This window comes from Streptomyces sp. NPDC004111 (genome assembly GCF_042874215.1).
GTDB lineage: Bacteria > Actinomycetota > Actinomycetes > Streptomycetales > Streptomycetaceae > Streptomyces.
Genome location: NZ_JBIAMU010000014.1, coordinates 1 through 25,545, shown reverse-complemented (window position 1 = coordinate 25,545; position 25,545 = coordinate 1). Strand labels below are relative to the sequence as shown.

Annotated in this window: 23 protein-coding genes and 1 riboswitch; of the genes, 15 read left to right on the top strand and 8 right to left on the bottom strand. The window is 70.8% G+C overall.

Going from position 1 to position 25,545, the window contains the following annotated elements; all coding sequences use genetic code 11:
- Positions 1–106: 106 nt before the first annotated feature.
- Together ACFYVL_RS26035 and ACFYVL_RS26030 are read left to right on the top strand one after the other, a co-directional pair.
- Positions 107–697, top strand: coding sequence for an N-acetylmuramoyl-L-alanine amidase (locus ACFYVL_RS26035; protein WP_389248806.1), 591 nt, complete (start codon positions 107–109; stop codon positions 695–697).
- 60 nt (positions 698–757) lie between these two features.
- Positions 758–1,642, top strand: coding sequence for a 1-aminocyclopropane-1-carboxylate deaminase/D-cysteine desulfhydrase (locus ACFYVL_RS26030; protein ID WP_389248804.1), 885 nt, complete (start codon positions 758–760; stop codon positions 1,640–1,642).
- A gap of 25 nt (positions 1,643–1,667) precedes the next feature.
- Here ACFYVL_RS26030 and ACFYVL_RS26025 read toward each other — a convergent pair whose 3' ends face one another.
- The gene (locus ACFYVL_RS26025) at positions 1,668–3,260 is read right to left on the bottom strand and encodes a Na+/H+ antiporter (protein WP_389248802.1); all 1,593 of its coding nucleotides are present in this window, start codon (positions 3,258–3,260) and stop codon (positions 1,668–1,670) included.
- A 93-nt stretch (positions 3,261–3,353) separates the two neighbouring features.
- Here ACFYVL_RS26025 and ACFYVL_RS26020 point away from each other — a divergent pair, with 93 nt between their 5' ends.
- From ACFYVL_RS26020 to ACFYVL_RS26010, 3 genes are all read left to right on the top strand, one after another.
- Positions 3,354–3,614, top strand: coding sequence for a UBP-type zinc finger domain-containing protein (locus tag ACFYVL_RS26020; RefSeq protein WP_389248800.1), 261 nt, complete (start codon positions 3,354–3,356; stop codon positions 3,612–3,614).
- Positions 3,615–3,910: 296 nt separating this feature from the next.
- Positions 3,911–4,324, top strand: a complete 414-nt coding sequence (locus ACFYVL_RS26015; RefSeq protein ID WP_185032869.1) for an anti-sigma regulatory factor — start codon at positions 3,911–3,913, stop codon at positions 4,322–4,324.
- On the top strand, positions 4,321–5,361 hold the full coding sequence (locus ACFYVL_RS26010; RefSeq protein WP_389248798.1) for an RNA polymerase sigma factor SigF: 1,041 nt from the start codon (positions 4,321–4,323) through the stop codon (positions 5,359–5,361). Before ACFYVL_RS26015 ends, ACFYVL_RS26010 begins: the two co-directional genes overlap by 4 nt.
- 40 nt (positions 5,362–5,401) lie before the next feature.
- Here ACFYVL_RS26010 and ACFYVL_RS26005 read toward each other — a convergent pair whose 3' ends face one another.
- Positions 5,402–5,836, bottom strand: a complete 435-nt coding sequence (locus ACFYVL_RS26005) for a hypothetical protein (RefSeq protein ID WP_389249208.1) — start codon at positions 5,834–5,836, stop codon at positions 5,402–5,404.
- 179 nt (positions 5,837–6,015) lie between these two features.
- Here ACFYVL_RS26005 and ACFYVL_RS26000 point away from each other — a divergent pair, with 179 nt between their 5' ends.
- Complete coding sequence (locus ACFYVL_RS26000; protein WP_389248796.1) at positions 6,016–6,984, top strand: diacylglycerol/lipid kinase family protein; 969 nt, start codon at positions 6,016–6,018, stop codon at positions 6,982–6,984.
- Between the two features lie 316 nt (positions 6,985–7,300).
- Positions 7,301–7,558 carry a WhiB family transcriptional regulator gene (locus ACFYVL_RS25995; RefSeq protein ID WP_004937597.1) on the top strand — a complete coding sequence of 86 codons (258 nt, stop codon included), beginning with the start codon at positions 7,301–7,303 and terminating at the stop codon, positions 7,556–7,558.
- 180 nt (positions 7,559–7,738) lie between these two features.
- On the opposite strand, the gene ACFYVL_RS25990 is transcribed toward ACFYVL_RS25995, so the two are convergent.
- Together ACFYVL_RS25990 and ACFYVL_RS25985 are read right to left on the bottom strand one after the other, a co-directional pair.
- Positions 7,739–9,205 (bottom strand): sensor histidine kinase, encoded by a 1,467-nt coding sequence (locus ACFYVL_RS25990; protein WP_389249206.1) that lies wholly within the window; start codon positions 9,203–9,205, stop codon positions 7,739–7,741.
- Between the two features lie 361 nt (positions 9,206–9,566).
- Positions 9,567–10,157: a TetR/AcrR family transcriptional regulator gene (locus ACFYVL_RS25985; protein ID WP_389248794.1), complete on the bottom strand. Its 591-nt coding sequence runs from the start codon at positions 10,155–10,157 to the stop codon at positions 9,567–9,569.
- Positions 10,158–10,238: 81 nt separating this feature from the next.
- On the opposite strand from ACFYVL_RS25985, the gene ACFYVL_RS25980 reads away from it, so the two are divergent.
- Positions 10,239–11,000, top strand: coding sequence for an SDR family oxidoreductase (locus tag ACFYVL_RS25980; protein WP_389248792.1), 762 nt, complete (start codon positions 10,239–10,241; stop codon positions 10,998–11,000).
- 220 nt (positions 11,001–11,220) lie between these two features.
- Positions 11,221–12,006 (top strand): glucosamine-6-phosphate deaminase, encoded by a 786-nt coding sequence (nagB, locus tag ACFYVL_RS25975; protein WP_389248790.1) that lies wholly within the window; start codon positions 11,221–11,223, stop codon positions 12,004–12,006.
- 83 nt (positions 12,007–12,089) lie between these two features.
- On the opposite strand, the gene ACFYVL_RS25970 is transcribed toward nagB, so the two are convergent.
- From ACFYVL_RS25970 to ACFYVL_RS25955, 4 genes are all read right to left on the bottom strand, one after another.
- The gene (locus ACFYVL_RS25970) at positions 12,090–13,616 is read right to left on the bottom strand and encodes a glycoside hydrolase family 3 protein (RefSeq protein ID WP_389248788.1); all 1,527 of its coding nucleotides are present in this window, start codon (positions 13,614–13,616) and stop codon (positions 12,090–12,092) included.
- Positions 13,617–13,622: 6 nt separating this feature from the next.
- Positions 13,623–14,453 (bottom strand): carbohydrate ABC transporter permease, encoded by an 831-nt coding sequence (locus ACFYVL_RS25965; RefSeq protein WP_389248786.1) that lies wholly within the window; start codon positions 14,451–14,453, stop codon positions 13,623–13,625.
- Entirely contained in the window at positions 14,450–15,430 is a 981-nt protein-coding gene (locus tag ACFYVL_RS25960) for a carbohydrate ABC transporter permease (protein WP_389248784.1), read from the bottom strand. Before ACFYVL_RS25960 ends, ACFYVL_RS25965 begins: the two co-directional genes overlap by 4 nt.
- 134 nt (positions 15,431–15,564) lie before the next feature.
- Positions 15,565–16,845: an extracellular solute-binding protein gene (locus ACFYVL_RS25955; protein WP_389248782.1), complete on the bottom strand. Its 1,281-nt coding sequence runs from the start codon at positions 16,843–16,845 to the stop codon at positions 15,565–15,567.
- A 421-nt stretch (positions 16,846–17,266) separates the two neighbouring features.
- Between ACFYVL_RS25955 and ACFYVL_RS25950 the strand changes: the two genes are divergently transcribed.
- From ACFYVL_RS25950 to ACFYVL_RS25925, 6 genes are all read left to right on the top strand, one after another.
- A complete protein-coding gene (locus ACFYVL_RS25950; protein WP_389248780.1) occupies positions 17,267–18,106 on the top strand; it encodes a GntR family transcriptional regulator in 840 nt (279 codons plus the stop codon).
- Positions 18,107–18,650: 544 nt separating this feature from the next.
- Entirely contained in the window at positions 18,651–20,810 is a 2,160-nt protein-coding gene (locus ACFYVL_RS25945; RefSeq protein WP_389249205.1) for a carbon starvation CstA family protein, read from the top strand.
- On the top strand, positions 20,807–21,016 hold the full coding sequence (locus ACFYVL_RS25940) for a YbdD/YjiX family protein (protein ID WP_389248778.1): 210 nt from the start codon (positions 20,807–20,809) through the stop codon (positions 21,014–21,016). Before ACFYVL_RS25945 ends, ACFYVL_RS25940 begins: the two co-directional genes overlap by 4 nt.
- A 123-nt stretch (positions 21,017–21,139) precedes the next feature.
- The gene (locus ACFYVL_RS25935) at positions 21,140–21,640 is read left to right on the top strand and encodes a GNAT family N-acetyltransferase (RefSeq protein ID WP_389248776.1); all 501 of its coding nucleotides are present in this window, start codon (positions 21,140–21,142) and stop codon (positions 21,638–21,640) included.
- 59 nt (positions 21,641–21,699) lie between these two features.
- A riboswitch (cobalamin riboswitch) is annotated at positions 21,700–21,842 on the top strand.
- Between the two features lie 142 nt (positions 21,843–21,984).
- Positions 21,985–24,384: a ribonucleoside-diphosphate reductase subunit alpha gene (locus tag ACFYVL_RS25930; RefSeq protein ID WP_389248774.1), complete on the top strand. Its 2,400-nt coding sequence runs from the start codon at positions 21,985–21,987 to the stop codon at positions 24,382–24,384.
- Complete coding sequence (locus ACFYVL_RS25925; RefSeq protein WP_389248772.1) at positions 24,384–25,403, top strand: ribonucleotide-diphosphate reductase subunit beta; 1,020 nt, start codon at positions 24,384–24,386, stop codon at positions 25,401–25,403. The genes ACFYVL_RS25930 and ACFYVL_RS25925 overlap by 1 nt, the downstream gene beginning before the upstream one ends.
- Positions 25,404–25,545 lie beyond the last annotated feature (142 nt).

Below are 25,545 nucleotides of genomic sequence, written 5' to 3'. Positions count from 1 at the left end.
TCGCACAGTGTGCGAACGGGGTGTAGCGGAGGCGGTGTCTCCGGTACAAGCAGTACACACAGTCACCGGCCTCGGCCGTGACCCGGCCTCCGGACGAGGAGACAGCATGGCCAACCCGCTCTCCGCCAATGCCTTCCTGACCAGCCTGCGCGCCGAGGGGGTGACCGTCGTCGAAGTCGGCGACTGGCGCAACCACAACCGGGCGGGACACGGCCCCTGGGGACCGGTGCACGGCGTGATGATCCACCACACCGTCACCAAGGGCACCGACGCCACCGTCCGGATCTGCCGCGACGGCCACGCCGACCTGCCGGGGCCGCTCTGCCAAGGAGTGATCGCCAAGGACGGGCGGGTCCACCTGGTCGGCTACGGGCGGGCCAACCACGCCGGGCTCGGCGACGACGACGTCCTGCGCGCGGTCATCGCCGAGAAGCGCCTGCCGCCGGACAACGAGGCCAACACGGACGGCAACCGGCACTTCTACGGCTTCGAGTGCGAGAACCTCGGCGACGGCCAGGACCCCTGGCCGGACGCCCAGCTCCGGGCCATCGAGCGGGTCTCCGCGGCCATCTGCCGCTCCCACTCCTGGACCGAGCGCTCCGTCATCGGCCACCGGGAGTGGCAGCCCGGCAAGGTCGACCCGCGCGGCTTCACCATGGACTGGCTGCGCGAGCGGGTCAGGGACCGGCTGAAGTAGCAGGTCGCGCGGGTGGGAGCGGCGGCGCGGCCCGGACGGCCCCCCCGGCACAATGAACGGATGCCGTCCGACCCGCCGCGCCCGCTGCTCCCCTCGCCCCTCACCGAGGCGGACGACGCGCGCTTCACCCGCCACGGGGTGCGGCTGTTCCTCAAGCGCGACGATCTGATCCACCCGGACCTGCCCGGCAACAAGTACCGCAAGCTGGTCCCCAACCTCCGCGCGGCGGCGGGCCGCCCGCTGCTCACCTTCGGCGGCGCCTACTCCAACCACCTGCGGGCCACCGCCGCCGCGGGCCGGCTGTTCGGCTTCCCCACCGTGGGCGTGGTCCGCGGCGACGAGCTGGCCGGACGCCCGCTCAACGACTCGCTCGCCGGGTGCGCGGCCGACGGCATGCACCTGTGCTTCGTCTCCCGTGCGGACTACCGCCGCCGCGCCGACCCCGGCTTCCTCGCCCGGCTGCTGCCCACCACCCCCTTTCCCGGGGCGTACGTCGTCCCCGAGGGCGGCAGCAACGCCGCCGCCGCCCGGGGCTGCGCGGAGCTGGGCCGGGAGCTGCGCGGCGCGGCGGACGTGGCCGCGGTGGCCTGCGGGACCGGGGGCACGCTCGCCGGACTGGCGGCCGGACTCGCCCCCGGGCAGCGCGCGATCGGCGTTCCGGTACTGAAGGGCGGCTTCCTGGGGGCGGAGGTGCGGGCGCTCCAAGTCGCGGCGTTCGGCGGCCCGGCGGGTTCCTGGTCGCTGGCGGACGGGTTCCACTTCGGCGGCTACGCACGCACCCCGCCGGAGCTGGTCGACTTCGCCGCCGACTTCGGGCAGCGGCACGGGCTGGCGGTGGAGCGGCTGTACGTGGCGAAGCTGCTGTACGCGCTGACGGAGCTGACGGCGGCGGGGACGTTCCCGCGCGGCACCCGGCTGGCCGCGGTGATCACCGGCCGCCCCTGACCGCCCGGGGCCGCCCGCCGCTCCGCTACTCCGTCTCCCGCCAGCCCGCCGCCTCCTCCAGGTCGAGGCGGCGCAGCAGCACCCGCATCATCTCGTCGTCGATGCGGCGGGCGTCGCGCAGTTCGACGAAGACCGCCCGCTCCGCGTCGATCATTTCGCGCGAGAGCCGCCGGTAGGTGGTGTCGGCGGACTCGCCGGTCACCTCGTTGACCGTGCCGAGCCGCTCCCACACCGCGTTGCGCCGCCGCTCCAGGACCGTGCGCAGCCGGTCGGCCAGCGGGCCGGGCAGGGCGTTGCGCTCGTCCGCGAGCAGTTCGTCCAGCCGGGCCTCGGCCGCGTCGGACGCCTCGCTCTGCGCCTGGGCCTCGGCGAGCGTCGTCTCGTACTCGTTGCGTCCCGGCAGCTTCAGCGCGCGGATCAGCGGGGTCAGGGTCAGCCCCTGCACACCGAGCGTGCCGATCACGGTCGTGAACGTCAGGAACAGGATCAGATTGCGCCCGGGGAAGGGTTCGCCGTCCGCCGTCAGCGGGATCGAGAAGGCGATGGCCAGCGAGACCACCCCGCGCATGCCCGCCCAGCCGACGATCAGCGGGGCCTTCCAGGTGGTGTCCGGCTCCCGGTCCCTGATCCGGTCCGACAACCACCTCGGGAGGTACGTGGCCGGGAACACCCAGACGAACCGCACCGCCACCACCAGCAGGAACACCACGGCCGCGTACCACCAGACCTGCCATCCGCCGTACGGTCCGAGCCCGGAGAGCACCACCGGCAGCTGGAGCCCGATCAGTGCGAACACGGTGGATTCGAGGATGAAGGACACCATCTTCCACACCGCGTCCTCCTGGAGCCTGGTCGCGAAGTCGACCTTCCAGGACTTGTGCCCGAGGTGCAGGGCGACCACCACGACGGCGAGCACCCCGGAAGCGTGCACGTACTCGGCCGTCGCATAAGCAACGAAGGGAATGAGCAGCGACAGGGTGTTCTGCAGGATCGGCTCGGTCAGCCGCATCCGGATCCAGTGGATCGGCACCATCAGCAGCAGGCCGACCGCGATCCCGCCGACCGAGGCGACGAGGAACTCCCGCAGCCCCTCGCCCCAGCTCGCGCCCGCCCCGACGGCCGCCGCGAGGGCCACCTTGTACGCGGTGATGGCGGTGGCGTCGTTGACCAGCGACTCGCCCTGGAGGATCGCGGTGATCCGGGGCGGCAGCCCGAGCCGGCGGGCGATGGCGGTGGCCGCCACCGCGTCCGGGGGCGCCACCACCGCGCCGAGCACCAGGGCCGAGGTCAGCGGCAGCCCCGGCACCAGCAGGCTCACCAGCCAGCCGACCGCCACGGTCGCGAACAGCACGTACCCCACGGACAGCAGGGCGACGGGCCGCAGATTGGCCCGCAGGTCCAGGTACGAGCTCTCCAGCGCGGCGGTGTGCAGCAGGGGCGGCAGCAGCAGCGGCAGCACGATGTGCGGGTCGAGGGTGAAGTCGGGCACCCACGGTACGAACGAGGCCGCGATGCCCACCGCGACCAGCAGCAGCGGCGCCGGGACAGGGGTGCGTCTGGCCATCCCGGCGACGGCCGCACTGACCGCGATCATGGCCAGCAGCGGTGTTGCGTCCATCGGTCTGCGGTCCCCTGTCCCTGCTGCCCGGACCCCGGGCCCGGTGCGATCCGTACGGCGGCGCATCCCGCCGCTTCATGAACAATGGACAGCATGAGCCCATGCCCGCACGTCGAGAAGCTGCCCCGGCCGCAGCCGGACCCGCTGAGCGACACCTGCCTCGAATGCCTGGCCGCCGGGACGCACCCGGTGCAGCTGCGGATCTGCCTGGAGTGCGGGCACGTCGGCTGCTGCGACTCCTCGGCGGGCCGGCACGCCACGGGGCACTTCACCGACACCGGCCATCCGGTGATGCGCAGCTACGAGCCGGGCGAGAGCTGGCGCTGGTGCTTCGCCGACGGTGCGATCGTCTGACCGGGCGGCCGGTCCGTACGGGTGGAATCGCCCGGAGCGGTGCGGCGAAGATCGCCCCGCAGGCGGTTCGACCTCGCCGGACGCGGTTCAGCGGGACGAGGCCGGGGTACGTCAACCCCTCGTCGGCGCCGTCCAATTGGGCTCCGCACAGCTCTAGCCACTGTGCGTACCCATGTGCCTACCATGAGTGACAGTCCGCCGGGCAGGGGGCCTGGCGACACGGAACGGCGGATCACGGTAGCGTCACCGGCGATAGACGTATCAGACGTACCGCTTGTGCCACCTTGGAGGTGAGGGTGTCCCCTATCGCAGGCGAGCCCGGGAACCAGGACTTCGTGGAGGTCCGGCTGCCCGCTGCGGGTGCCTACCTGTCGGTGCTGCGTACGGCCACGGCCGGTCTCGCAGCGCGTTTGGACTTCACCCTCGACGAGATCGAGGACTTGCGCATCGCGGTCGACGAGGCCTGCGCGATCCTGCTCCAGCAGGCCGTGCCGGGCTCCGTCCTCAGCTGTGTGTTCCGCCTGGTGGACGACTCGCTGGAGGTGACGGTCACGGCCCCCACCACCGACGGCCGCGCCCCCGAGCGCGACACCTTCGCGTGGACGGTGCTCTCCGCACTCGCCGGCAAGGTCGACGCGACCGTGGCCGACGACCGGACGGTCAGCATCAGCCTGTACAAACAGCGCGGCGCGGGACCCGGTCCGGCGTGAACGGGAACGGGCCGGTGCGGGACGACGAGCGCAGCAAGCAGGCGCTGGAGGGGATTCCTGAGCAGCAGGCCCGCCCGCACCCGGTGGACGGCGGCGGCGCGGCGTACGAGGCTGCGGAAAAGGCCGGCGAAGCCACCGCCGACACGGCGGCGGGCGACGCCGGCGTCACAACGGCGGCGAAGGCCCAGGCGGCGCGGGCGGCGGAGCGGGCGGCGAAGCAGATGAGCGACGAGCACAGCAACGTGCACACGGAGCGCGAGGAGCACGAGCTCCCGCACAACCCACGGGACCGCAGCGGTGCGCGGGCTCTGTTCATCGAGCTGCGCGAGCTGCCCGAGGGGTCCCCGGAGAAGGCGGAGCTGCGCAACCGGCTGGTGCGGATGCACCTGCCGCTGGTCGAGCACCTGGCGCGGCGCTTCCGCAACCGCGGGGAGCCGCTGGACGACCTGACCCAGGTCGCCACGATCGGGCTGATCAAGTCGGTCGACCGGTTCGACCCGGAGCGCGGGGTCGAGTTCTCGACGTACGCGACCCCGACCGTGGTCGGCGAGATCAAGCGGCACTTCCGGGACAAGGGCTGGGCGGTGCGGGTGCCGCGCCGGCTCCAGGAGCTGCGGCTCTCGCTCACCTCGGCGACCGCGGAGCTCTCCCAGCAGCACGGCCGCTCGCCGACCGTGCACGAGCTGGCCGAGCGCCTCGCGATCTCCGAGGAGGAGGTCCTGGAGGGCCTGGAGTCCGCCAACGCGTACTCCACGTTGTCCCTGGACGTCCCCGACACGGACGACGAGTCCCCGGCGGTGGCGGACACCCTGGGCGCGGAGGACGTGGCGCTGGAGGGCGTGGAGTACCGCGAGTCGCTCAAGCCGCTGCTGGAGGACCTGCCGCCGCGAGAGAAACGAATCCTCCTGCTCCGCTTCTTCGGGAACATGACCCAGTCGCAGATCGCCCAGGAGGTCGGCATCTCCCAGATGCACGTCTCCCGGCTGCTGGCCCGCACCCTGGCCCAGCTCCGCGAGAAGCTGCTGGTCGAGGAGTAGACGAGCCCTCCGGGGAGGTACGGGGCCCGTGTCGCGCCGCTCAGGCGCCGCGCGGGCCCCGCTTGATGCCCAGGGCGTCGACGACTGCCGGGTTCAGCAGCAGCACCAGCGAGACGACGGCGGTCGCGGCGAGCACGATGCCGGAGGGGATCGCCCAGCCGGCGTCGGTGGTCAGCAGGGTGTACGCGACCGGCAGCGCCATCAGCTGGGTGATCACCGCGGGGCCCCGGCTCCAGCTGCGCCGCAGCCGCAGACCGTTGGCGGCCAGCAGCGGCAGCACGGCCAGCGCGATCAGCGTGAGTCCGCCCATCTCGGCCTGCTCCGGGCGGTCCGGGTCGCCGAAGAGTCCCATGACGAGCATGGAGACGCCGACCAGGACCAGGGCGAGCCCTTCGAGCGCGACCAGTGCGGCGGCGGCGCCGAGGCGGGCGGGACGGGGCTCGGCCGGGTGCGGCACGGCCGGCGATTCGGGCAGGGGGTCGGCCTGCGGCTCGGGCCTCTTGGCGGGCTTCTTGGCGGGCTTTTTACTCACCCTTGCAGGGTAACGGCCGCCGGTCGGCGGCCACCGGGCGGTCGCGCCGGAGCCGGCCGCCGCACACCGGCCGGTCGTACCGGAGGACGACCCGCGCACTGGCGGCCGGTAATCTGCTGCGCATGCGCGCACTTCTCGTGGTCAATCCAGCAGCAACCACCACCAGTGCCCGCACCCGGGACGTCCTCATCCACGCCCTCGCGAGCGAGATGAAGCTGGAGACGGTCACCACCGAGTACCGCGGCCACGCCCGCGACCTGGGCCGCAGGGCCACCGAGAGCAAGGACGTCGAGCTGGTCGTCGCCCTCGGCGGCGACGGCACGGTCAACGAGGTCGTGAACGGCCTCCTGCACCACGGCCCGGACCCCGAGCGGGTGCCCGGATTCGCGGTCGTCCCCGGCGGTTCCACGAATGTCTTCGCCCGTGCGCTCGGCCTTCCCAATGACGCCGTGGAAGCGACCGGTGCCCTTCTCGACGCATTGCGTACCGGAAGCGAACGGACAGTGAGCCTCGGGCTCACAAAGGGCGTACCGGGAACGGAGGACGAAGCAGTTCCGGAACGCTGGTTCACTTTCTGCGCCGGACTCGGATTCGACGCCGGAGTCATCGGCCGGGTCGAACAGCAACGGGAACGCGGAAAGCGTTCGACGCACGCCCTTTATCTGCGCCAGGTGGTACGGCAGTTCCTCGACGAGCCGCACCGCAGGCACGGGGTGATCACGCTGGAGCGCCCCGGCCACGACCCGGTGACCGACCTGGTCCTGTCGATAGTCTGCAACACCTCTCCCTGGACCTACCTGGGCAATCGTCCGCTGTACGCCTCCCCCGAGGCGTCCTTCGAAACCGCTCTGGACGTCCTCGGACTGAGCCGGCTCTCCACTCCGGCGGTCACCCGGTACGCCACTCAGCTGCTCACTTCGACCCCGGAACGCGGCCCGCACGGTAAGCACGCGGTAACGCTGCATGACCTCACAGACTTCACCTTGCATTCGAAGGTCCCACTGCCCCTTCAAATGGACGGTGACCACCTGGGGCTCCGTACGAGCGTTGCGTTCACAGGCGTTCGCCGTGCACTGCGTGTGATTGTGTGAGTGGAAGGGCCCAAAGTCCTTTATCTCGAACGTACGGACTGCCATCCACCCTGTAGAAGTACGGCTGTGACCTAGCCGACACCGAGGAATCAAAAAAAACTTGCCGGAAGGGGTTGTATCCGCCGTCGAGGTTTGCGAGTCTCTTCATGGCGATCGGGACGGCCCGCAACACCGGCCTCCCTGAGAACCAGAATCCCTCCTCACACTCAAGACCACAACCAGTGTTCGCTGGAAGTCGGGCCTTCCCTCGTGAGGGGATTCGTGAAAGCGTTCACATTCACAAGCAACGTGTTTGACACAAGGAGAGGTAGCAGCCATGGACTGGCGTCACAACGCCGTTTGTCGTGAGGAAGACCCGGAGCTGTTCTTCCCCATCGGCAACACCGGTCCTGCGCTGCTGCAGATCGAGGAAGCCAAGGCCGTCTGCCGCCGCTGCCCCGTCATGGAGCAGTGCCTGCAGTGGGCGCTTGAGTCCGGCCAGGACTCGGGCGTCTGGGGTGGCCTCAGCGAGGACGAGCGCCGCGCGATGAAGCGCCGCGCCGCTCGCAACCGGGCTCGCAACGCGACCGCCTGACCCCACCCTGCTTCGAGCCTTTGCTCGGCGGCGCATACAGCGCGTATGCAGTCACCGCCCCCGAATCGCAGCGCGCAGTACCCCCCAATGCGCAGTAAAGCGTGAGCAGTTGAGCCCCGGACCGTCACCTCGGTCCGGGGCTCTTCGCTGTGCGGCGTGCATAGCTTTGCGCCGCGACGGCTACTTCTGCGGCCGTACCGGTATGTCCAGCACCACGCGGGTGCCGCGCTCGGGGCCGGGGAGCATGTCGAAGGTGCCGCCCAACTCGCCCTCCACCAGGGTCCGGACGATCTGGAGTCCGAGGTTCCCGGCCCGCTTCGGGTCGAAGCCCTCGGGCAGGCCGCGGCCGTCGTCGAGCACCGTGATCAGCAGCCGGGCCTCGGCCGAGGTGCCGCCGCGCAGGGCGGAGACCTCGACGCTGCCCTGCTCGCCCTGGGCGAAGCCGTGCTCCAGGGCGTTCTGCAGGATCTCGGTGAGCACCATGGAGAGCGGGGTGGCGACCTCCGCGTCCAGGATGCCGAAGCGGCCGGTGCGCCGGCAGCTCACCTTGCCCGGGGAGATCTCGGCCACCATCGCCAGCACCCGGTCGGCGATCTCGTCGAACTCCACCCGCTCGTCCAGGTTCTGGGACAGCGTCTCGTGGACGATGGCGATCGAACCGACCCGGCGCACCGCCTCGTTGAGCGCCTCGCGGCCCTGCTCGGAGTCCATCCTCCGGGACTGGAGTCTCAACAGTGCGGCCACCGTCTGGAGGTTGTTCTTCACCCGGTGGTGGATCTCCCGGATGGTGGCGTCCTTGGTGATCAACTCCCGCTCCCGACGGCGGAGTTCCGTCACGTCGCGGCAGAGCACCAGGGAGCCGATCCGGGTGCCCTTGGGCTTGAGCGGGATGGCGCGCAGCTGGATCACTCCCCCGCCGCCCTCGACCTCCGTCTCGCGCGGGGCGTAGCCGCTGGCCAGCTTGACCAGGGCCTCGTCCACCGGGCCGCGGGACGGCGCGAGTTCGGCGGTGGCCTGTCCGAGGTGGTGGCCGACGAGGTCGGTGGCGAGGCCGAGGCGGTGGTACGCGGACAGCGCGTTGGGGCTCGCGTACTGGACGATCCCGTCGGCGTCGAGCCGGATGAGGCCGTCGCCGACGCGCGGGGAGGCGTCCATGTCGACCTGCTGGCCGGGGAAGGGGAAGGAGCCCGCGGCGATCATCTGGGCCAGGTCGGAGGCGCTCTGCAGATAGGTGAGTTCGAGGCGGCTCGGGGTGCGCACGGTGAGCAGGTTGGTGTTGCGGCCGATGACGCCGAGCACCCGGCCCTCGCGGCGCACCGGGATGGACTCCACCCGGACCGGGACCTCCTCGCGCCACTCCGGGTCGCCCTCGCGCACGATCCGCCCCTCGTCCAGGGCGGCGTCCAGCAGCGGGCGCCGGCCGCGCGGCACGAGGTGGCCGACCATGTCGTCGTGGTACGAGGTGGGCCCGGTGTTGGGCCGCATCTGTGCCACCGACACGTAACGGGTGCCGTCGAGGGTCGGGACCCACAGCACGAGGTCGGCGAAGGACAGGTCGGAGAGCAGCTGCCACTCCGAAACCAGCAGGTGGAGCCATTCGAGGTCGGACTCGCTGAGGGCGGTGTGCTGGCGTACGAGATCGTTCATGGAGGGCACGGGCACGAACATACCCGTAACCTCGTTGACAACCGGTGGTGCGCTTCCCGTAGACAGGGCTTAGTGGTCTAGTCCACAATGGCCGGGCAAAGAACTTCATCCTCCCCGCACAGGAGGGTGAAACCGAGGGACGCGGCGCTCTCTGCCCTGACTGCGCCCGCCCCCTCCACACGGCCGGAGGCACCGCACGCCGCCGGCCGATGCAACTCCGGGCTGCGGTGCCGGGTGGGCTGAGGGTCCCACCGGGCGCCGTGGCCCGCGGGTATTTCCGGGGGCTCCTCCCCCGGGCCGCGGGCGTTTCGGGACCCTTCGCGGGCCGCGACGCCGCTCTCCCCGCGCCCCCGCGCCGCCGCTACGGCCAGGCCGTCATCGCCAGGGCCGCCACCGCTTCCAGTTCCTCCCGGCCCGCGCCGTCCCGGGCCTGCTGGGACATGCCCTGGAGCACGGCGCCGGAGAAGCGGGCCAGGGCCCCGGCGTCGATGGAGGCCGGGAGTTCGCCGGAGGCGATGTCGGCGCGGATCCGGGACTCGAAGGCGGCGAGGTTGGCGTTGCGGCGCTCGCGCAGGGCCTCCTCCACACCGGCCGTGGCGCAGTTGGTGGCGGCCGAGATCACCATGCAGCCGCGCGGGTGGGCGGGGTCCGTGTACGCGGCGGCGGCCTCGTGCAGCATCCGGCCGATCGCGGCGCGGGCGGTGGGCTCCTCCTCCAGGGCGCGGGACGCGAAGGCCCCGTGGGTCCGGGCGTAGGCGCTCACCACCTCCCCGAAGAGCGCCTCCTTGTCGCCGAAGGCGGCGTACAGGCTGGGCGCGCTGATGCCCATCGCACGGGTGAGCTGGGTCAGGGAGGTCGGCTCGTAGCCGTGCTCCCAGAACGCCAGCGTGGCCTTCTCCAGGGCCTCCTGGCGGTCGAAGGACCGGGGCCTGCCGCGCTGTTTCGTCGCCATGCGCCCAATTCTATAGCGGTCGTTAAATTATCTGCTACGGTCCTTTCTGTAACGACCACTACGGAAAGAGGGGGCGCAGCCATGAGCACGCTCAAGCGTCTTGAGGGCAGGACGGCACTGGTCACGGGCGGCAGCCGGGGCATCGGGCGCGGCATCGCCGAGCGGCTGGGCCGGGACGGGGCGCGGGTCGCCGTGCACTACGGCTCGAACGAGGCGGCGGCCAAGGAGGTCGTGGAGACGATCGGGGCGGCGGGCGGCTCGGCCTTCGCGATCGGACAGGAGCTGGGGGTCCCGGGGGACGTGGCGGGGCTGTGGGCCGCGTTCGACCGGCACGCGGACGGGCTGGACATCCTGGTCAACAACGCCGGCATCGGCGCCTCGGACTCCTTCGCCGACATCGGCGAGAGCGACTTCGACCGGCTCTTCGCGGTGAACACCAGGGCGCCGTTCTTCCTCGCCCAGCAGGGCGCCGGGCGGCTGCGCGACGGGGGCCGGATCGTCAACGTCTCCACCGGGCTGGCGCACTCCGCCGTGATGCCCGACCTGATCGCGTACTCCATGACCAAGGGCGCCCTGGAGGTCTTCACCCGCGACCTGGCCAAGACGCTCGGCCCGCGCGGCATCACGGTCAACTCGGTGGCCCCCGGGGTCGTCGACACGGACGTGAACGCGAGCTGGCTGCGGGCGAGCGACGAGGCCTGGGCGGGCGCGGCGGCGCTCTCGGCCCTGGGGCGGGTCGGCACCCCCTCCGACATCGCGGACGTGGTGGCCTTCCTGGCCTCCGACGACGCCCGCTGGGTCACCGGGCACTGGCTGGACGCCACGGGCGGCTCGCTGGGCTGAGGTGCGGCCGGGCCGCCGCCGGCGGGCCGGGTGCCGAGGTGCCGGAGGGCGGGGGACGGTTGACGATGGAGGGGCGGAGAGTTCCGCGGATCGTCGCCCGCGGGACTGGTGGGAGAGCAGCTGAGAAGGGGTCTCCTCTGCTAGATTGGTCTATACCACAGATCGTTTTCGGCTCCCCTTCCCCACCCGCACCCCCTCTTCCAGATTGGCAGGCATCAGCGTGGAAGTTGTCATCGTTCCGGACGCCAAGGCAGGCGGCGAGCTCATCGCGCAGAGCATCGTGAACCTGCTGGGCCGCAAGCCCGACGCCCTGCTCGGTGTGGCCACGGGTTCGTCCCCGCTGCCGATCTACCAGGCGCTGACCGCCAAGGTGGCGGCCGGCGAGGTGGACGCCTCCCGGGCCCGCATCTGCCAGCTGGACGAGTACGTGGGCCTGCCGGCCGGGCACCCGGAGTCCTACCGGGCCACCGTGCTGCGCGAGGTCGTGGAGCCGCTCGGGCTGACCGAGGCGTCGTTCTTCGGCCCCGACGGGTCCGCCGAGGACGTCCAGGCGGCCTGCGAGGCGTACGACAAGGCGCTCGGCGAGGCCGGCGGCGTGGACCTCCAGCTGCTGGGCATCGGCACCGACGGCCACATCGGCTTCAACGAGCCGTGCTCCTCGCTCGCCTCGCGCACCCGGATCAAGACGCTGACCCAGCAGACCATCGACGACAACGCGCGCTTCTTCGACGGCGACACCGCCCAGGTCCCGCGGCACGTCATCACCCAGGGCATCGGCACCATCCTGGACGCCCGCCACCTGGTGCTGCTGGCCACCGGCGAGGGCAAGGCCGAGGCCGTCGCGCAGACCGTCGAGGGCCCGCTCTCCGCGCTCGTACCGGCCTCCGCGCTCCAGCTGCACCCGCACGCGACGGTCGTCGTCGACGAGGCGGCGGCCTCCAAGCTGAAGCTGGCCGACTACTTCCGCCACACCTACGTCAACAAGCCGGTGTGGCAGGGGCTGTAACCGCCCCCTCCCCCACCGCGGCACCACGAAGGGCCGGGCAAACCCCCCACGGGTTACCCGGCCCTTCGCGGTGCGCCGGCCGCTCAGCGGCCGGTGATCGCCTCTGCGGCCGCCTGGCCGCAGACCCTTGCCGCGCCGTGCGTCGCGACGTGCAGCGCACCGCGCGGGGCCGACTGGGGCACGCCCATCTCGACCACGACGGTGTCGGGGCGGGCGGCCAGCAGCGCGTCGAGCGCGGCGGCCATCCACGGGTGCCGGTGCTCGTCGCGCACGACGGCGACGATCCGGCGCTCGCCCGCGGCGGCCAGCACGGCCTGCGCGGAGCCCGTCGAGGCGTCGAAGACGCCCGTCTCGGTGCCCGGCAGCAGCCGGGCCAGATCGGCGGCGACGCCCCACGGGGTCTCGTCGCCCACCGCGATGTTCGCGACGGGGGTGAGGGCCGCCACGTACGCGGCGGAAGTGACGGGCCGGGCGCCCGGGGCGCGGGTGACGCGCACGGCACGGCGGGCCGCGGTGAGGCCCACCTCACGGTCGCGTCCGGTCTCGTTGCCGGGCGCGGTCCCCTCCTGCACTTCCGCGCCCGGCCCCGAAGTCCGGGCCGTCTGCGTCCACGTGGCCAGGGCACGAACCCGGGCCGCCGCGTCGGCCAGCCGCTCCTGTGACAGTTCGCCGGAGCGGACCGCGGCGACCAGCGCGTCGCGCAGCCGCAGAACGGTCCCCTCGTCGGCCAGGCCGCCGCCCACGCAGATCGCGTCGGCGCCCGCGGCGATCGCCAGCACGGAGCCGCGCTCGATTCCGTACGTCGCGGAGATGGCCTGCATCTCCATGCCGTCCGTGATGATCAGCCCCTGGTAGCCCAGCTCCTCGCGCAGCAGACCGGTGAGGATCTGCGGGCTGAGAGTCGCGGGACGGGTGGGGTCGAGCGCAGGGAGAAGAATATGCGCACTCATGACCGATTTGGAACCCGCGGCGATGGCTGCCCGGAAAGGCACCAGTTCACGGGCGTGGAGTGTGTCCAGGCCCACATCGATCCGGGGCATGTCGTGGTGCGAGTCGACGGCGGTGTCGCCGTGGCCGGGGAAGTGCTTGGTGCAGGCGGCGACACCGGCGGACTGGAGTCCCTCGATGTACGCGGCGGTGTGCCGGGCCACCAGCAGCGGGTCCGCGCCGAAGGACCGTACGCCGATGACCGGGTTGCCCGGGTCGGAGTTGACGTCCGCGGACGGCGCCCAGTTCAGGTTGACGCCGCACTCGGCGAGCCGCAGGCCCAGCTCGCGGGCCACGTCGCGGGTCAGCGCGGTGTCGTCGACGGCGCCGAGGGCGAGGTTGCCGGGGAAGGAGGAGCCGCCGCGCACCTCCAGGCGCGTGACGTCGCCGCCCTCCTCGTCGATGGCGACCAGGACGTCGTCCCGCTCGGCCCGCAGCCGGGCGGTGAGCGCCGCCAGCTGCTCGGGGGAGGCGATGTTGCGGCCGAACAGGCCCACCGAGCTGAGCCCTTCGGCGACGCTGCGCAGCAGCCAGTCGGGGGCGGTGGTGCCGGTGAATCCGGGCTGGAGGACGGCGAGGGCGTCCCGGGTGAGGGTGTCCGTGCGGCTGATGAGCGTCGTCATGGCTGCTTATCCCTTCACCGCGCCGTCGGTCAGACCACTGACCGCCTTGCGCTGGAGGAAGACGAAGAGGATGAGGATCGGGATGGCGAACAGCGAGGAGGCTGCCATGGTGGCGCCCCAGTCGTCGCCGAACTGCGTCTGGAACTGCGTCAGCCACAACGGCAGGGTCTGGAACTCGGCCTGCTTGTTCAGGACAAGCACCATGGGGACTTCGTTCCAGGCGGTGATGAATCCGAACAGCGAGGTCGACATCAGGCCGGGGGCCAGCAGCGGCAGGATCACCTTCACGAAGGCCTGACGGCGGGTGCAGCCGTCGACCATCGCGGACTCCTCCAGCTCCTTGGGCACGGCGGCGACGAAGCCGCGCAGCGTCAGGAGGGTGAAGGGCAGCACCATGACCATGTAGAAGGCCGTCAGCGGGATCAGGCTGTTGAGCATGTCGGCGTCGCGCACGATGAAGTAGATCGCGATGACCATGACTTCCCAGGGCGCCATCTGCGCGACCATGAAGCCGATGATGAAGCCGCGCCGCCCCTTGAACCGCATCCGGGCGAGCGCGAAGGAGCCGGCCAGGGCGAGGATCAGCGAGAAGACCACCGCGAGGATCGTGACGGTGAGCGAGTTGCGCACCATGACACCGAAGTTCTCGGCGTCGATCGCGGTCTTGAAGTGCTCGAAGGTGATGTCCGTCGGGAACCAGACGGGGGTGTCGGAGACGATGTCCGGCGTCTTCTTGAACGCCGTCGCGAACATCCAGTAGACCGGGAAGACAAGACCGATGACGAGCAGGGCTGCCGTCGCGTTGGGCCAGATGCGGCCGAGCAGAGAGCGCTTCATCGCTCGTCCTCCTCTTGCTTAAGAACGATCCGCAGGTAGTACGCGGTGAGCAGCAGCAGAATCAGGATGGTCAGGACGGAGATCGCCGAGCCCATGCCGAAGTGCTGGTTGCCCATGCCTTCGATGTAGGCGTAGACGGGCAGAATCTCGGTGAGGCGGTCGGGGCCGCCCGCGTTGATCGCGTACACCTGGACGAACGCCTTGAAGACCCAGATGATCTCGAGGAACGTCGTGGCGAAAAGGAAGGGCTTCAGGAACGGCAGGGTGACCTGGGTGAAGCTCTTCCAGGAGCCTGCGCCGTCCAGCGCGGCTGCCTCGTACAGCTCCTTGGGGATGGTCGTACTCGCGGCGTACAGGTTGAGTGCCACGAAGGGGATCGACTGCCAGACGATCAGGACCATGATCACGAAGAAGGTGGACAGCTGGCTGCCGGTCCAGTTGTAGTCGGCCATCGAGTGAAAGCCGAGTGCGTCCAGCACCCAGTTGACGACGCCGAAGCGCTGGGCGAAGAGCCACTGGTAAACGGTGGTCGCGGCGACAACGGGCATCGCCCAGGCGAGCACCAGCCCGATCATCAACACGACCCGCATGCGCTTGCCGAGACGTACCAGCAACAGGCCCATCAGGGTGCCGATCACCATGATCAGCACGACGTTGGCGGCCGTGAAGGCGATCGAGCGCCCGGTAACGCTCCAGAACTCCTTGCTGCTGAGAACCTCACCGTAGTTGTCGGTGCCGTTCCACTCCGTGAGGTGCTGGATCAGCTGCCTCATGTTGAGGTTCTGGAACGAGATGAGGACGTTCTTGAGCAGTGGCCAGCCCAGGAAGACCAGCACCGCGGCCACGGGGGGCAACAGCAGCAGATAGGGAGTCAGGGAACCGGCTCTGCGCCGCCTCCCCGGCTCGGCCGGAGCTGCGCCGGCCTCCTTGTGGATCTCCGTCGGACCGGAGGGCGGCCGTTCGGTCTGCACGGTCATGCTCGCCATCTCTTCCTAGGCGCACTGCAGGACGCAGTGAGGGCACTGCGGGACACAGCCGGGCGGGGAGGCGCACGGCTGACTGCCGGGTCCCGGTCCCGCGCGCACGGCGGGACCGGGACCCGGCAGGAGGATTACTGCTTCTGCGAGAGACGCTTGTTGAGCTCGCCCTCGACCTGCTTGGCCGCCTCGGCCGGGGTCTTGCCGTTCAGGACCGCCGTCAGGTAGGTCTTGATCGGGTTCGGGTTGTTCTCCACCGCGGCCCACTCGGGGATCAGCGGGGTGGTGCCACCGAACTTGGCGGACGGCGCGGCGGCCTCGGCCACCGGGTTGCCGGTCAGGTTGGAGTTGAGCGACTCCTTGTTCGGGATGACCCCGGACTCCTTGGCGAGCGCGCCCTCGAACTTGTCGGAGAGCGCCAGCTTCAGGAACTCCTTGGCGAGCGCCTGCTTCTTGCTGCCCTCGGCCACGGCGAAGTTCGAGCCGCCGAGGAAGACGCCCTCGGGCTTGTCGGCGGTCTCACCCGGAATGGTGAAGTAGCCGATGTCCTTCTCCAGCGCCGGGTTGGCCTTGACGGCCGTGCCGGCCTCCCAGCCCATGCCGATGAAGGCGCCGGTCTTGCCCTTGGCGAAGACGTCGGCCTGCTGCGGGGTGGCCTCGTCCTTGTCCTTGGGGGCCTTGGAGTAGGCCTGGTACTTCTTGTACAGCTCGGCGGCCTCGCCGATCTTCGGGTCGTCCAGGTTGGAGACCCACTTGTCGCCGTCCTTCTTGATCAGGTCAGCACCCTTGCCGATGGTGATGCCGTCGAAGAAGTACCAGTTCTGGCCGGGCAGGTAGAGCGGCTCGGCCTTGCCCTTGGCCTTGATCTTGTCGAGCGCCTTGAAGAACTCGTCACGGGTCTTGGGGACCTCGGTGACACCGGCCTCCTTGAAGACGGCCTTGTTGTAGACCACGACGCGGTTGGCGAACCACCACGGGGCGGCGTACTGCTTGCCGTCGACGACCGAGGCCTTGTTGAAGTTCTCGGCCCAGTCGGCGCCGATCTCCTTCTTGAGGTCGCCCAGGTCGGCCAGGCCGCCGGTCTTGGCGTACGCGGCGGTCTGCGTGTTGCCGATCTCGAAGACGTCGGGAGGGTTCTCCTCGGAGAGGGCGGTCGTCAGCTTCTGCTGGATGCCCTCCCACTTCTGGACCTCGAACTTCAGCTTGGCGCCGGTCTTCTTCTCGAACTCGGCGGTGAGGTCCTTGGTCCAGTTCGGCGGGGTCGAACCGTCCATGGCCCAGACGGTGAGGGTCTCGCCCTTGAAGCCGTCGGCGCCGGCCTTCTTGCCGTCGTCCTTGCTGTCCGTACCGCCACACGCCGCGACGCTGACCAACATGCCGGCGACGCCAATCGCCGCGATGAGCTTGCGCTTCATTACGCCACTCTCCTGCTCAGGGATGCCTGAAACCCCCTGCCCACCGCGAGGACAACGCACGAAGTACGGCCTGTGGGACTGGGACCTGGTCTTTAATGGTTTAGACCAGTACCCGGAGCTTGGCCTAGACCTTTTGGGGTGTCAAGGGTGAGTAAGACGCCGCGATGCGTCCGTTATCGGACCGACACCTGGGGTGTCGCCGAAGGCCCCACAGGCCCCTGCGGCCACCGCGTCCCCGGGCGACGCGGTGTATAAGAAGGAATCGCGCGGAGCCCGAGCTCCGCGCGGCGGACCGTGCCACCATCCATGAGAGACCGGCCGGCACACGGGAGACCGACCCCCGTGTGCCGATCGCTCTGAGCCGCGACAGACGGAGGAGCCGGTGACGGCAGCAGCGCAGGAACCGGGAAGGCGGAGCACCATGACCACCGACGGGGGAAGCACGGAAGGCACGGGGACCGTGGAAGGCACGCCGATCAGCCACGCCGCCGGGACCGGCACGGTCACCGAGAGCGACCCGGCGCCCACCACGGGCGCGCCCACCCGCACCGCCCGCGTCCCCAAGTACTACCGCCTCAAGCGGCACTTGCTCGACATGACCGAGACCCTGCCGCCCGGCACCCCGGTGCCGCCGGAGCGCACTCTGGCAGCCGAGTTCGACACCTCCCGCACCACGGTCCGCCAGGCCCTCCAGGAACTGGTCGTCGAGGGCAGGCTGGAGCGCATCCAGGGCAAGGGCACCTTCGTCGCCAAGCCGAAGGTCTCACAGTCGCTCCAACTCACCTCGTACACCGAGGACATGCGTGCCCAGGGCCTCGAACCCACCTCCCAGCTGCTGGACATCGGGTACGTCACCGCCGACGACACCCTCGCGGGCCTGCTGGACATCACCACCGGCGGCCGGGTGCTGCGCATCGAGCGGCTCCGGCTGGCCAGCGGCGAGCCGATGGCGATCGAGACGACCCACCTGTCCGCCAAGCGGTTCCCGGCGCTGCGCCGCTCGCTGGTGAAGTACACCTCGCTCTACACCGCGCTCGCCGAGGTCTACGACGTCCACCTCTCCGAGGCCGAGGAGACCATCGAGACCTCGCTGGCCACCCCGCGCGAGGCGGGACTGCTGGGCACCGACGTCGGGCTGCCGATGCTGATGCTCTCGCGGCACTCGCTGGACCGCGGCGGCGAGCCGGTGGAGTGGGTGCGCTCGGTCTACCGCGGCGACCGCTACAAGTTCGTCGCCAGGCTCCAGCGCCCGCAGGACTGACCGGCCGGACGGTGCGGGCGGCGCGTCCGGGACCCCGGGCCACCCGCCCCGGGCCCAGCCGTCGCCCGGCCCCGCCGTCGCCGGGCCCCACCGTCGCCCGACCCCGCCGTCGCCCGGCCCGACAGCCGCCCGACCCCGCCGCCGCCCGCCCCGCCGCGAGCCCGTCTGCCGAAACGCGAGCCCGTCTGCCGAAAACCGCCCCCGCGGTGAACCCTTCCGGCCCTCCGTCCGTGGACAGGTATGCCTGAAATCGTCGGGGCCCTCGTCGCACCCGTCGCGCCGCGTCGCCGCACGGCCGTCCGCCGATGCCCGGCCCGGCCCGGCCGGTTGACGTTGGTACGCCTCTGACCTGCGGTGGTCGCCCCGTTTCCGTACCGATATGCGGACAGGGGGTTACGCGGCGCGGTCGCAGCCCCTAGATTTCGCGCACGTCACGAGGGAAGATCGCGCGAGGGGACGGATCGCCATGACAGAGCCGAGACCGACAGCCGACATCGAGACAGGGGCCGGGCCTGGCCCCGGCGGCGGGATCCCGCGCGCCAGGATGACCCCGAAGTCCATGCTGATCTGGGGCCTGGTGGCAGTGGTCGGCGCGGTCGGCTGGGCCGTGCTCGCCCTGTCCCGCGGCGAAGAGGTGTCCGCGGCCTGGATGCTGGCCGCGGCCCTCGGCTCGTACGCCATCGCCTACCGCTTCTACTCCAAGTTCATCGCCAACCGGGTCCTCAAGGTCGACAAGACCCGCGCCACCCCGGCCGAACGCCTCAACGACGGCGTCGACTTCCACCCCACCGACCGGCGCGTCCTCTTCGGCCACCACTTCGCGGCCGTGGCCGGCGCGGGCCCCCTGGTCGGCCCGGTGCTCGCCGCGCAGATGGGCTACCTGCCGGGCACCATCTGGATCGTGGCGGGCGTCATCTTCGCCGGTGCCGTCCAGGACATGGTCACGCTGTTCTTCTCCACCCGCCGCGACGGCCGCTCGCTCGGCCAGATCGCCCGGGACGAGATCGGCGCGGTCGGCGGAGCCGCGGCCCTGATCGCCGTCTTCGCCATCATGATCATCCTGCTCGCGGTGCTCGCCCTGATCATCGTGAACGCGCTCGCCGAGTCCCCCTGGGGCGTCTTCTCCATCGGCATGACCATCCCGATCGCCTTCTTCATGGGCCTCTACCTGCGCGTCCTGCGACCGGGCCGGGTCACCGAGGTGTCCGTGATCGGGGTCGCCCTGCTGCTGCTGGCGATCGTCGCGGGCGGCTGGGTGGCCGAGTCCTCCTGGGCGGAGACCTTCACCCTGGAGCCCGGCACCCTCGTCATCTGGATGGTCGGATACGGCTTCCTGGCCTCCGTCCTCCCGGTGTGGATGCTGCTCGCCCCGCGCGACTACCTGTCCACCTTCATGAAGATCGGCACGATCGCGCTGCTGGCGATCGGCGTGCTCATCGCCCTGCCGACGCTCAAGATGGACGGCATCACCCAGTTCGCGACCAGCGGCACCGGCCCGGTCTTCGCCGGCTCGCTCTTCCCGTTCGTCTTCATCACCATCGCCTGCGGAGCCCTCTCCGGCTTCCACTCGCTGATCTCCTCGGGCACCACGCCCAAGATGGTGCAGAAGGAGACCCAGATCCGGATGATCGGCTACGGCTCGATGCTCGTCGAGTCGTTCGTCGCGATCATGGCGCTGATCGCCGCCTGCATCATCGACCCGGGCCTCTACTTCGCGGTCAACTCGCCCGCGGGCGTGGTCGGTGACACCGTGCAGGCCGCCTCGCAGGCGGTCGGCAACCTCGGCTTCACCATCTCCCCCAACGACCTGGCGCAGGCCGCCAAGGACGTCGAGGAAGCCAGCCTGCTGCACCGCACCGGCGGCGCGCCCACCTTCGCGCTCGGCCTCTCGGAGATCTTCTCCGCCGCGTTCGGCGGCACCGCCATGAAGGCCTTCTGGTACCACTTCGCCATCATGTTCGAGGCGCTGTTCATCCTGACGACGCTCGACGCCGGCACCAGGGTCGGCCGCTTCATGCTCCAGGACATGCTGGGCAACCTCCACAAGCCGTTCAAGAACGTCAGCTGGAAGCCCGGCATCTGGATCTCCAGCGCCATCGTCGTCATCGCCTGGGGCTACTTCCTGTGGGTCGGCGTCCACGACCCGCTCGGCGGCATCAACCAGCTCTTCCCGCTGTTCGGCATCGCCAACCAGCTCCTCGCCGCCGTCGCACTCGCCGTCTGCACCACCCTCCTGGTCAAGTCCGGCCGCCTCAAGTGGGCCTGGGTGACGGCCGTTCCGCTGCTCTGGGACGTCGCCGTCACCCTCACCGCGAGCTGGCAGAAGATCTTCTCCGCCGACCCCAAGGTGGGCTTCTTCGCCCAGCGCGACGTCTACCAGAGCGCCCTGGACAAGGGCCTCGACAAGGTCGGACTCGCCAAGAACCGCGACCAGATGGAGACCATCGTCACCAACTCCACGGTGGACGGCGTCCTTTCGATCCTGTTCGCCGTCCTCATCCTGGTCGTGCTCTTCGAGGCCGGCCGTGCCATCCTGAAGGCGATCCGCCACCCCGAGGGCATCAAGCTCAGCGAGACGCCGTACGTGGAGTCCCGGTACGTGGCCCCCGCCTCCCTGATCGCCACCAAGGAGGAGAAGGCGGAACTGGCCGCGGCGGGCGTCGGACCGGAGGGCGGCCCGCGCAGGAGCGAGGAGCACGCATGACCGTGAACACCTCGGCGGTACGCCACCGCCTCGGCCGGCTGCGCTGGTACGTGCGCGAGCTGACCGGCGAGGCGGCGTACGACCGCTACGTCGCACACGCCGCGGCCCACGACCCCGACGCACCCGTGATGAGCCGCCGCGCCTTCGAGCGCAGCCGCACGGACGCCCGCGAGGGCGACCCGCGCGACGGCTTCCGCTGCTGCTGAGCCGCCTCGCCCGGAGGTCCCCCGCCCACGACGGCGCCGGACCTCCCCGGGCGCTCCGGCCCGGTGTCCCGCCCCTCACAAAGGGCTGGGACACCGGGCCTTCGCCGTTGCACACTCACCGGCATGGACATTCACATCCGCCCCGCCGAACCCGCCGAACACTCCGAAGTGGGCGACATCACCGCCCGCGCCTACCTCGACGACGGCCTCCTCTCCGGGGGCGCGCAGGACCCGTACCTCGGCGTACTGCGCGACGCCGCCTCCAGGGCCGCACAGGCCGAGCTGCTGGTCGCCGTCGACGCCGACGGCACCCTCCTGGGCACCGTCACCTACGCCCCCCAGGGCAGCCCCCTCCAGGACATCGCCGTCCCCGGCGAGGCCGAGTTCCGGATGCTCGCGGTCGCCCACGCGGGCCGCGGACGCGGGGCCGGCGAGAGCCTCGTACGGGCCTGCATCGCCCGCGCGAGGGCCGAGGAAGGGGTCGTACGGCTGGTGATGTCGACCCAGCCGGCGATGCGCGGCGCGCACCGGATCTACGAGCGCCTGGGCTTCGTACGGACCCCCGGCAGGGACTGGGAACCGGTGCCGGGACTGGGCCTCTTCACATACGAGAAGGCTCTCTAGAGCCTCTCCGGCGGCTCACGGCCGCGGCACGCGACACAACATGTGGTGGGTGCGCCACGAACCACCCCCCACATGTATGCTCGTCCTCGCTGTCGCCGCAGGGGAATCCGGTGCGAATCCGGAACTGTCCCGCAACGGTATGCCCTGTGCGCTTTTGCGTACCGCCAAAGTCCGAGGACCTGCCGACAGCGCGTCCGGTTCGACCGATCCGGACACCGATACGTCCGGGCCTCGCGGTAGGGCCAGTGGACGCCAGGCGACGTGCGCCCCCTGCCGGGCAGCCGTGCGCCCGCGCGCCCTCGTTCCCCCCGCAGGCACGGCGCCGAGCGAGGGAGAGCCCCCACGTGACCATCGCGCCAGTCGACCCGGCCACCGCCGAGCGGAGTCAGCCCCGCGGCCAGGAGCAGGACGGTCAGGACGCCCCCGGCACCGCCCTCCTGCGCACCCTGACCGACCTGACCGCCGACCTGCCCGACACCGACCCCGGCCGGGTCGCCGCCGCCGCCCTGCGCGGCCGCCACGCGGGCTCGGACGCCGCCGAACTGCGGGAGCTCGCCACCGAGTCCGCCGCCGGACTGATCTCCGAGGACCCGGCGTACTCCCGCCTCGCCGCCCGCCTCCTCACCCGCACCATCCGCGACGAGGCGGCCGGCCAGGGCGTCACCGCCTTCTCCGGCTCCGTCGCCGTCGGCCACCGCGAAGGGCTCATCGCGGACCGCACGGCGGACTTCGTCGCCCGGCACGCCCAGGCGCTCGACGCACTGATCGACCTGGCCGGCGACGACCGGTTCGAGTACTTCGGCCTGCGCACCGTCTACAGCCGCTACCTGCTGCGCCACCCGATCACCCGCAAGGTGATCGAGACCCCCCAGCACTTCATGCTGCGCGTGGCCTCCGGCCTGGCCGAGGACGACAGCGAGCGGGCGCTCGCCGAGGTCGCCTCGCTGTACCGCCTGATGAGCCGGCTGGACTACCTCCCCTCCTCCCCCACGCTCTTCAACTCCGGCACCCGCCACCCCCAGATGTCGTCCTGCTACCTCCTCGACTCCCCCCAGGACGAGCTGGACTCGATCTACGACCGCTACCACCAGGTCGCGCGGCTCTCCAAGCACGCGGGCGGCATCGGGCTCTCGTACTCCCGCATCCGCGCCCGCGGCTCCCTGATCCGCGGCACCAACGGCCACTCCAACGGCATCGTGCCGTTCCTCAAGACCCTCGACGCCTCCGTCGCCGCCGTGAACCAGGGCGGCCGGCGCAAGGGCGCCGCAGCGGTCTACCTGGAGACCTGGCACGCCGACATCGAGGAGTTCCTGGAACTCCGCGACAACACCGGCGAGGACGCCCGCCGCACCCACAACCTGAACCTCGCCCACTGGATCCCGGACGAGTTCATGCGCCGGGTGGACCAGGACGGCACCTGGTCGCTCTTCTCCCCCGCCGACGTCCCCGAGCTGGTGGACCTGTGGGGCGAGGAGTTCGACGCCGCCTACCGCGAGGCGGAGGCCGCCGGGCTCGCCAAGAAGTCGATGCCGGCCCGCGAGCTGTACGGCCGCATGATGCGCACCCTCGCGCAGACCGGCAACGGCTGGATGACGTTCAAGGACGCCTCCAACCGCACCGCCAACCAGACGGCGGAGCCGGGCCACACCGTGCACTCCTCGAACCTCTGCACCGAGATCCTGGAGGTCACCGACGACGGCGAGACCGCCGTCTGCAACCTCGGCTCGGTCAACCTCGGCGCGTTCGTCGACACCGCCGCCGGCGACCTCGACTGGGACCGCCTCGACGAGACCGTCCGCACCGCCGTCACCTTCCTCGACCGCGTGGTGGACATCAACTTCTACCCGACCGAGCAGGCCGGGAACTCCAACGCGAAGTGGCGCCCCGTCGGCCTCGGCGCCATGGGCCTCCAGGACGTCTTCTTCCAGCTGAAGCTCCCCTTCGGCTCCCCGCAGGCGGCGGCGCTCTCCACCCGGATCGCCGAGCGCATCATGCTCGCCGCGTACGAGGCCTCCTGCGACCTCGCCGAGCGCAGCGGCCCGCTCCCCGCCTGGGAGAAGACCCGCACCGCCCGCGGCGTCCTGCACCCCGACCACTACGGTGTCGAGTCCGCCTGGCCCGAGCGCTGGGACGCCCTGCGCGCCCGCATCACCCGGACCGGCATGCGCAACTCGCTCCTGCTGGCCATCGCCCCGACCGCCACCATCGCGTCCATCGCGGGCGTGTACGAGTGCATCGAGCCGCAGGTCTCCAACCTCTTCAAGCGCGAGACCCTCTCCGGCGAGTTCCTCCAGGTGAACTCCTACCTGGTGCGCGACCTCAAGGAACTGGGCGTCTGGGACGCGCAGACCCGCGAGGCGCTGCGTGAGGCGTCCGGCTCGGTCCAGGGCTTCAACTGGATCCCGCAGGAGGTGCGCGACCTGTACCGCACCGCGTGGGAGATCCCGCAGCGCGGCCTGATCGACATGGCGGCGGCCCGCACCCCGTACCTCGACCAGTCGCAGTCCCTCAACCTCTTCCTGGAAACGCCCACCATCGGCAAGCTCAGCTCGATGTACGCGTACGCCTGGAAGAAGGGCCTGAAGACGACGTACTACCTGCGCTCGCGCCCGGCCACCCGGATCGCCCGCGCCGCCGGCTCCCAGGCCGCGGCCACCGCCCCCATCCCCGTCCAGCAGGCCACCGACGCCGAAGCGCTCGCCTGCTCCCTGGAAAACCCCGAGTCCTGCGAGGCCTGCCAGTAATGAGCACCACCAACTCCGAGAAGAACCTCCTCGACCCCGGCTTCGAGCTGACCCTGCGCCCGATGCGCTACCCGGACTTCTACGAGCGCTACCGGGACGCGATCAAGAACACCTGGACCGTCGAGGAGGTCGACCTCCACTCGGACGTCGCCGACCTCGCCAAGCTCACCCCGGGCGAGCAGCACATGATCGGCCGCCTCGTCGCGTTCTTCGCGACCGGCGACTCGATCGTCTCGAACAACCTCGTCCTCACCCTGTACAAGCACATCAACTCCCCCGAGGCGCGCCTGTACCTCTCGCGCCAGCTCTTCGAGGAGGCCGTGCACGTCCAGTTCTACTTGACGCTCCTGGACACCTACCTCCCCGACCCGGACGACCGCGCCGCCGCGTTCGACGCCGTCGAGGAGATCCCCTCCATCCGCGAGAAGGCGCAGTTCTGCTTCAAGTGGATGGACTCGGTCGAGAAGATCGACCGCCTGGAGACGAAGGCCGACCGCCGCCGCTTCCTGCTCAACCTGATCTGCTTCGCGGCCTGCATCGAGGGCCTGTTCTTCTACGGCGCGTTCGCGTACGTGTACTGGTTCCGGTCGCGGGGGCTGCTGCATGGGCTGGCGACGGGCACCAACTGGGTGTTCCGGGACGAAACCTGCCACATGGACGCCGCCTTCGCGTTCGTCGACACCGTCCGCAAGGAAGAGCCGGACCTCTTCGACGACGAGCTCGGCCGGCAGATCACCGACATGATCAAGGAAGCGGTCGACGCGGAGCTCCAGTTCGGCCGCGACCTGTGCGGCGACGGCCTGCCCGGCATGAACACCGAGTCCATGCGCCAGTACCTGGAGTGCGTCGCCGACCAGCGCCTGACCCGCCTGGGCCTGGCCCCGGTCTACGGCTCCGCCAACCCCTTCTCCTTCATGGAGCTCCAGGGCGTCCAGGAACTGACCAACTTCTTCGAACGCCGCCCGTCGGCGTACCAGGTCGCGGTGGAGGGCACCGTGGGCTTCGACGACGACTTCTAGAGTCCGTTCGGCACCTGCCGTGGGGGCGGGGGCGGCCCCGGGGGGGGGGGGCCGGCGCCCCCGCCGGTGGCGGCCGCGGGGGCAGGTTTGGCGTGGCGGTCACGGCGGGGGGCGCCCGTGGTACTTCGGGGTGCCGGATCCC

What these genes read in the sequence shown, in the direction of transcription:
- ACFYVL_RS25925 (WP_389248772.1), top strand. Translation starts at nt 24,384, where the DNA reads ATGAGCACCACCAACTCCGAGAAGAACCTCCTCGACCCCGGCTTCGAG.
- ACFYVL_RS26020 (WP_389248800.1), top strand. Translation starts at nt 3,354, where the DNA reads ATGAGCCCATGCCCGCACGTCGAGAAGCTGCCCCGGCCGCAGCCGGAC.
- ACFYVL_RS26035 (WP_389248806.1), top strand. Translation starts at nt 107, where the DNA reads ATGGCCAACCCGCTCTCCGCCAATGCCTTCCTGACCAGCCTGCGCGCC.
- ACFYVL_RS25965 (WP_389248786.1), bottom strand. Translation starts at nt 14,453, where the DNA reads ATGAAGCGCTCTCTGCTCGGCCGCATCTGGCCCAACGCGACGGCAGCC.
- ACFYVL_RS26030 (WP_389248804.1), top strand. Translation starts at nt 758, where the DNA reads ATGCCGTCCGACCCGCCGCGCCCGCTGCTCCCCTCGCCCCTCACCGAG.
- ACFYVL_RS25935 (WP_389248776.1), top strand. Translation starts at nt 21,140, where the DNA reads ATGGACATTCACATCCGCCCCGCCGAACCCGCCGAACACTCCGAAGTG.
- ACFYVL_RS25985 (WP_389248794.1), bottom strand. Translation starts at nt 10,157, where the DNA reads ATGGCGACGAAACAGCGCGGCAGGCCCCGGTCCTTCGACCGCCAGGAG.
- ACFYVL_RS25950 (WP_389248780.1), top strand. Translation starts at nt 17,267, where the DNA reads ATGACCACCGACGGGGGAAGCACGGAAGGCACGGGGACCGTGGAAGGC.
- ACFYVL_RS25995 (WP_004937597.1), top strand. Translation starts at nt 7,301, where the DNA reads ATGGACTGGCGTCACAACGCCGTTTGTCGTGAGGAAGACCCGGAGCTG.
- ACFYVL_RS26000 (WP_389248796.1), top strand. Translation starts at nt 6,016, where the DNA reads ATGCGCGCACTTCTCGTGGTCAATCCAGCAGCAACCACCACCAGTGCC.
- ACFYVL_RS25955 (WP_389248782.1), bottom strand. Translation starts at nt 16,845, where the DNA reads ATGAAGCGCAAGCTCATCGCGGCGATTGGCGTCGCCGGCATGTTGGTC.
- ACFYVL_RS25970 (WP_389248788.1), bottom strand. Translation starts at nt 13,616, where the DNA reads ATGACGACGCTCATCAGCCGCACGGACACCCTCACCCGGGACGCCCTC.
- ACFYVL_RS25945 (WP_389249205.1), top strand. Translation starts at nt 18,651, where the DNA reads ATGACCCCGAAGTCCATGCTGATCTGGGGCCTGGTGGCAGTGGTCGGC.
- ACFYVL_RS26025 (WP_389248802.1), bottom strand. Translation starts at nt 3,260, where the DNA reads ATGGACGCAACACCGCTGCTGGCCATGATCGCGGTCAGTGCGGCCGTC.
- ACFYVL_RS25980 (WP_389248792.1), top strand. Translation starts at nt 10,239, where the DNA reads ATGAGCACGCTCAAGCGTCTTGAGGGCAGGACGGCACTGGTCACGGGC.
- ACFYVL_RS25960 (WP_389248784.1), bottom strand. Translation starts at nt 15,430, where the DNA reads ATGACCGTGCAGACCGAACGGCCGCCCTCCGGTCCGACGGAGATCCAC.
- ACFYVL_RS25940 (WP_389248778.1), top strand. Translation starts at nt 20,807, where the DNA reads ATGACCGTGAACACCTCGGCGGTACGCCACCGCCTCGGCCGGCTGCGC.
- ACFYVL_RS25990 (WP_389249206.1), bottom strand. Translation starts at nt 9,205, where the DNA reads ATGAACGATCTCGTACGCCAGCACACCGCCCTCAGCGAGTCCGACCTC.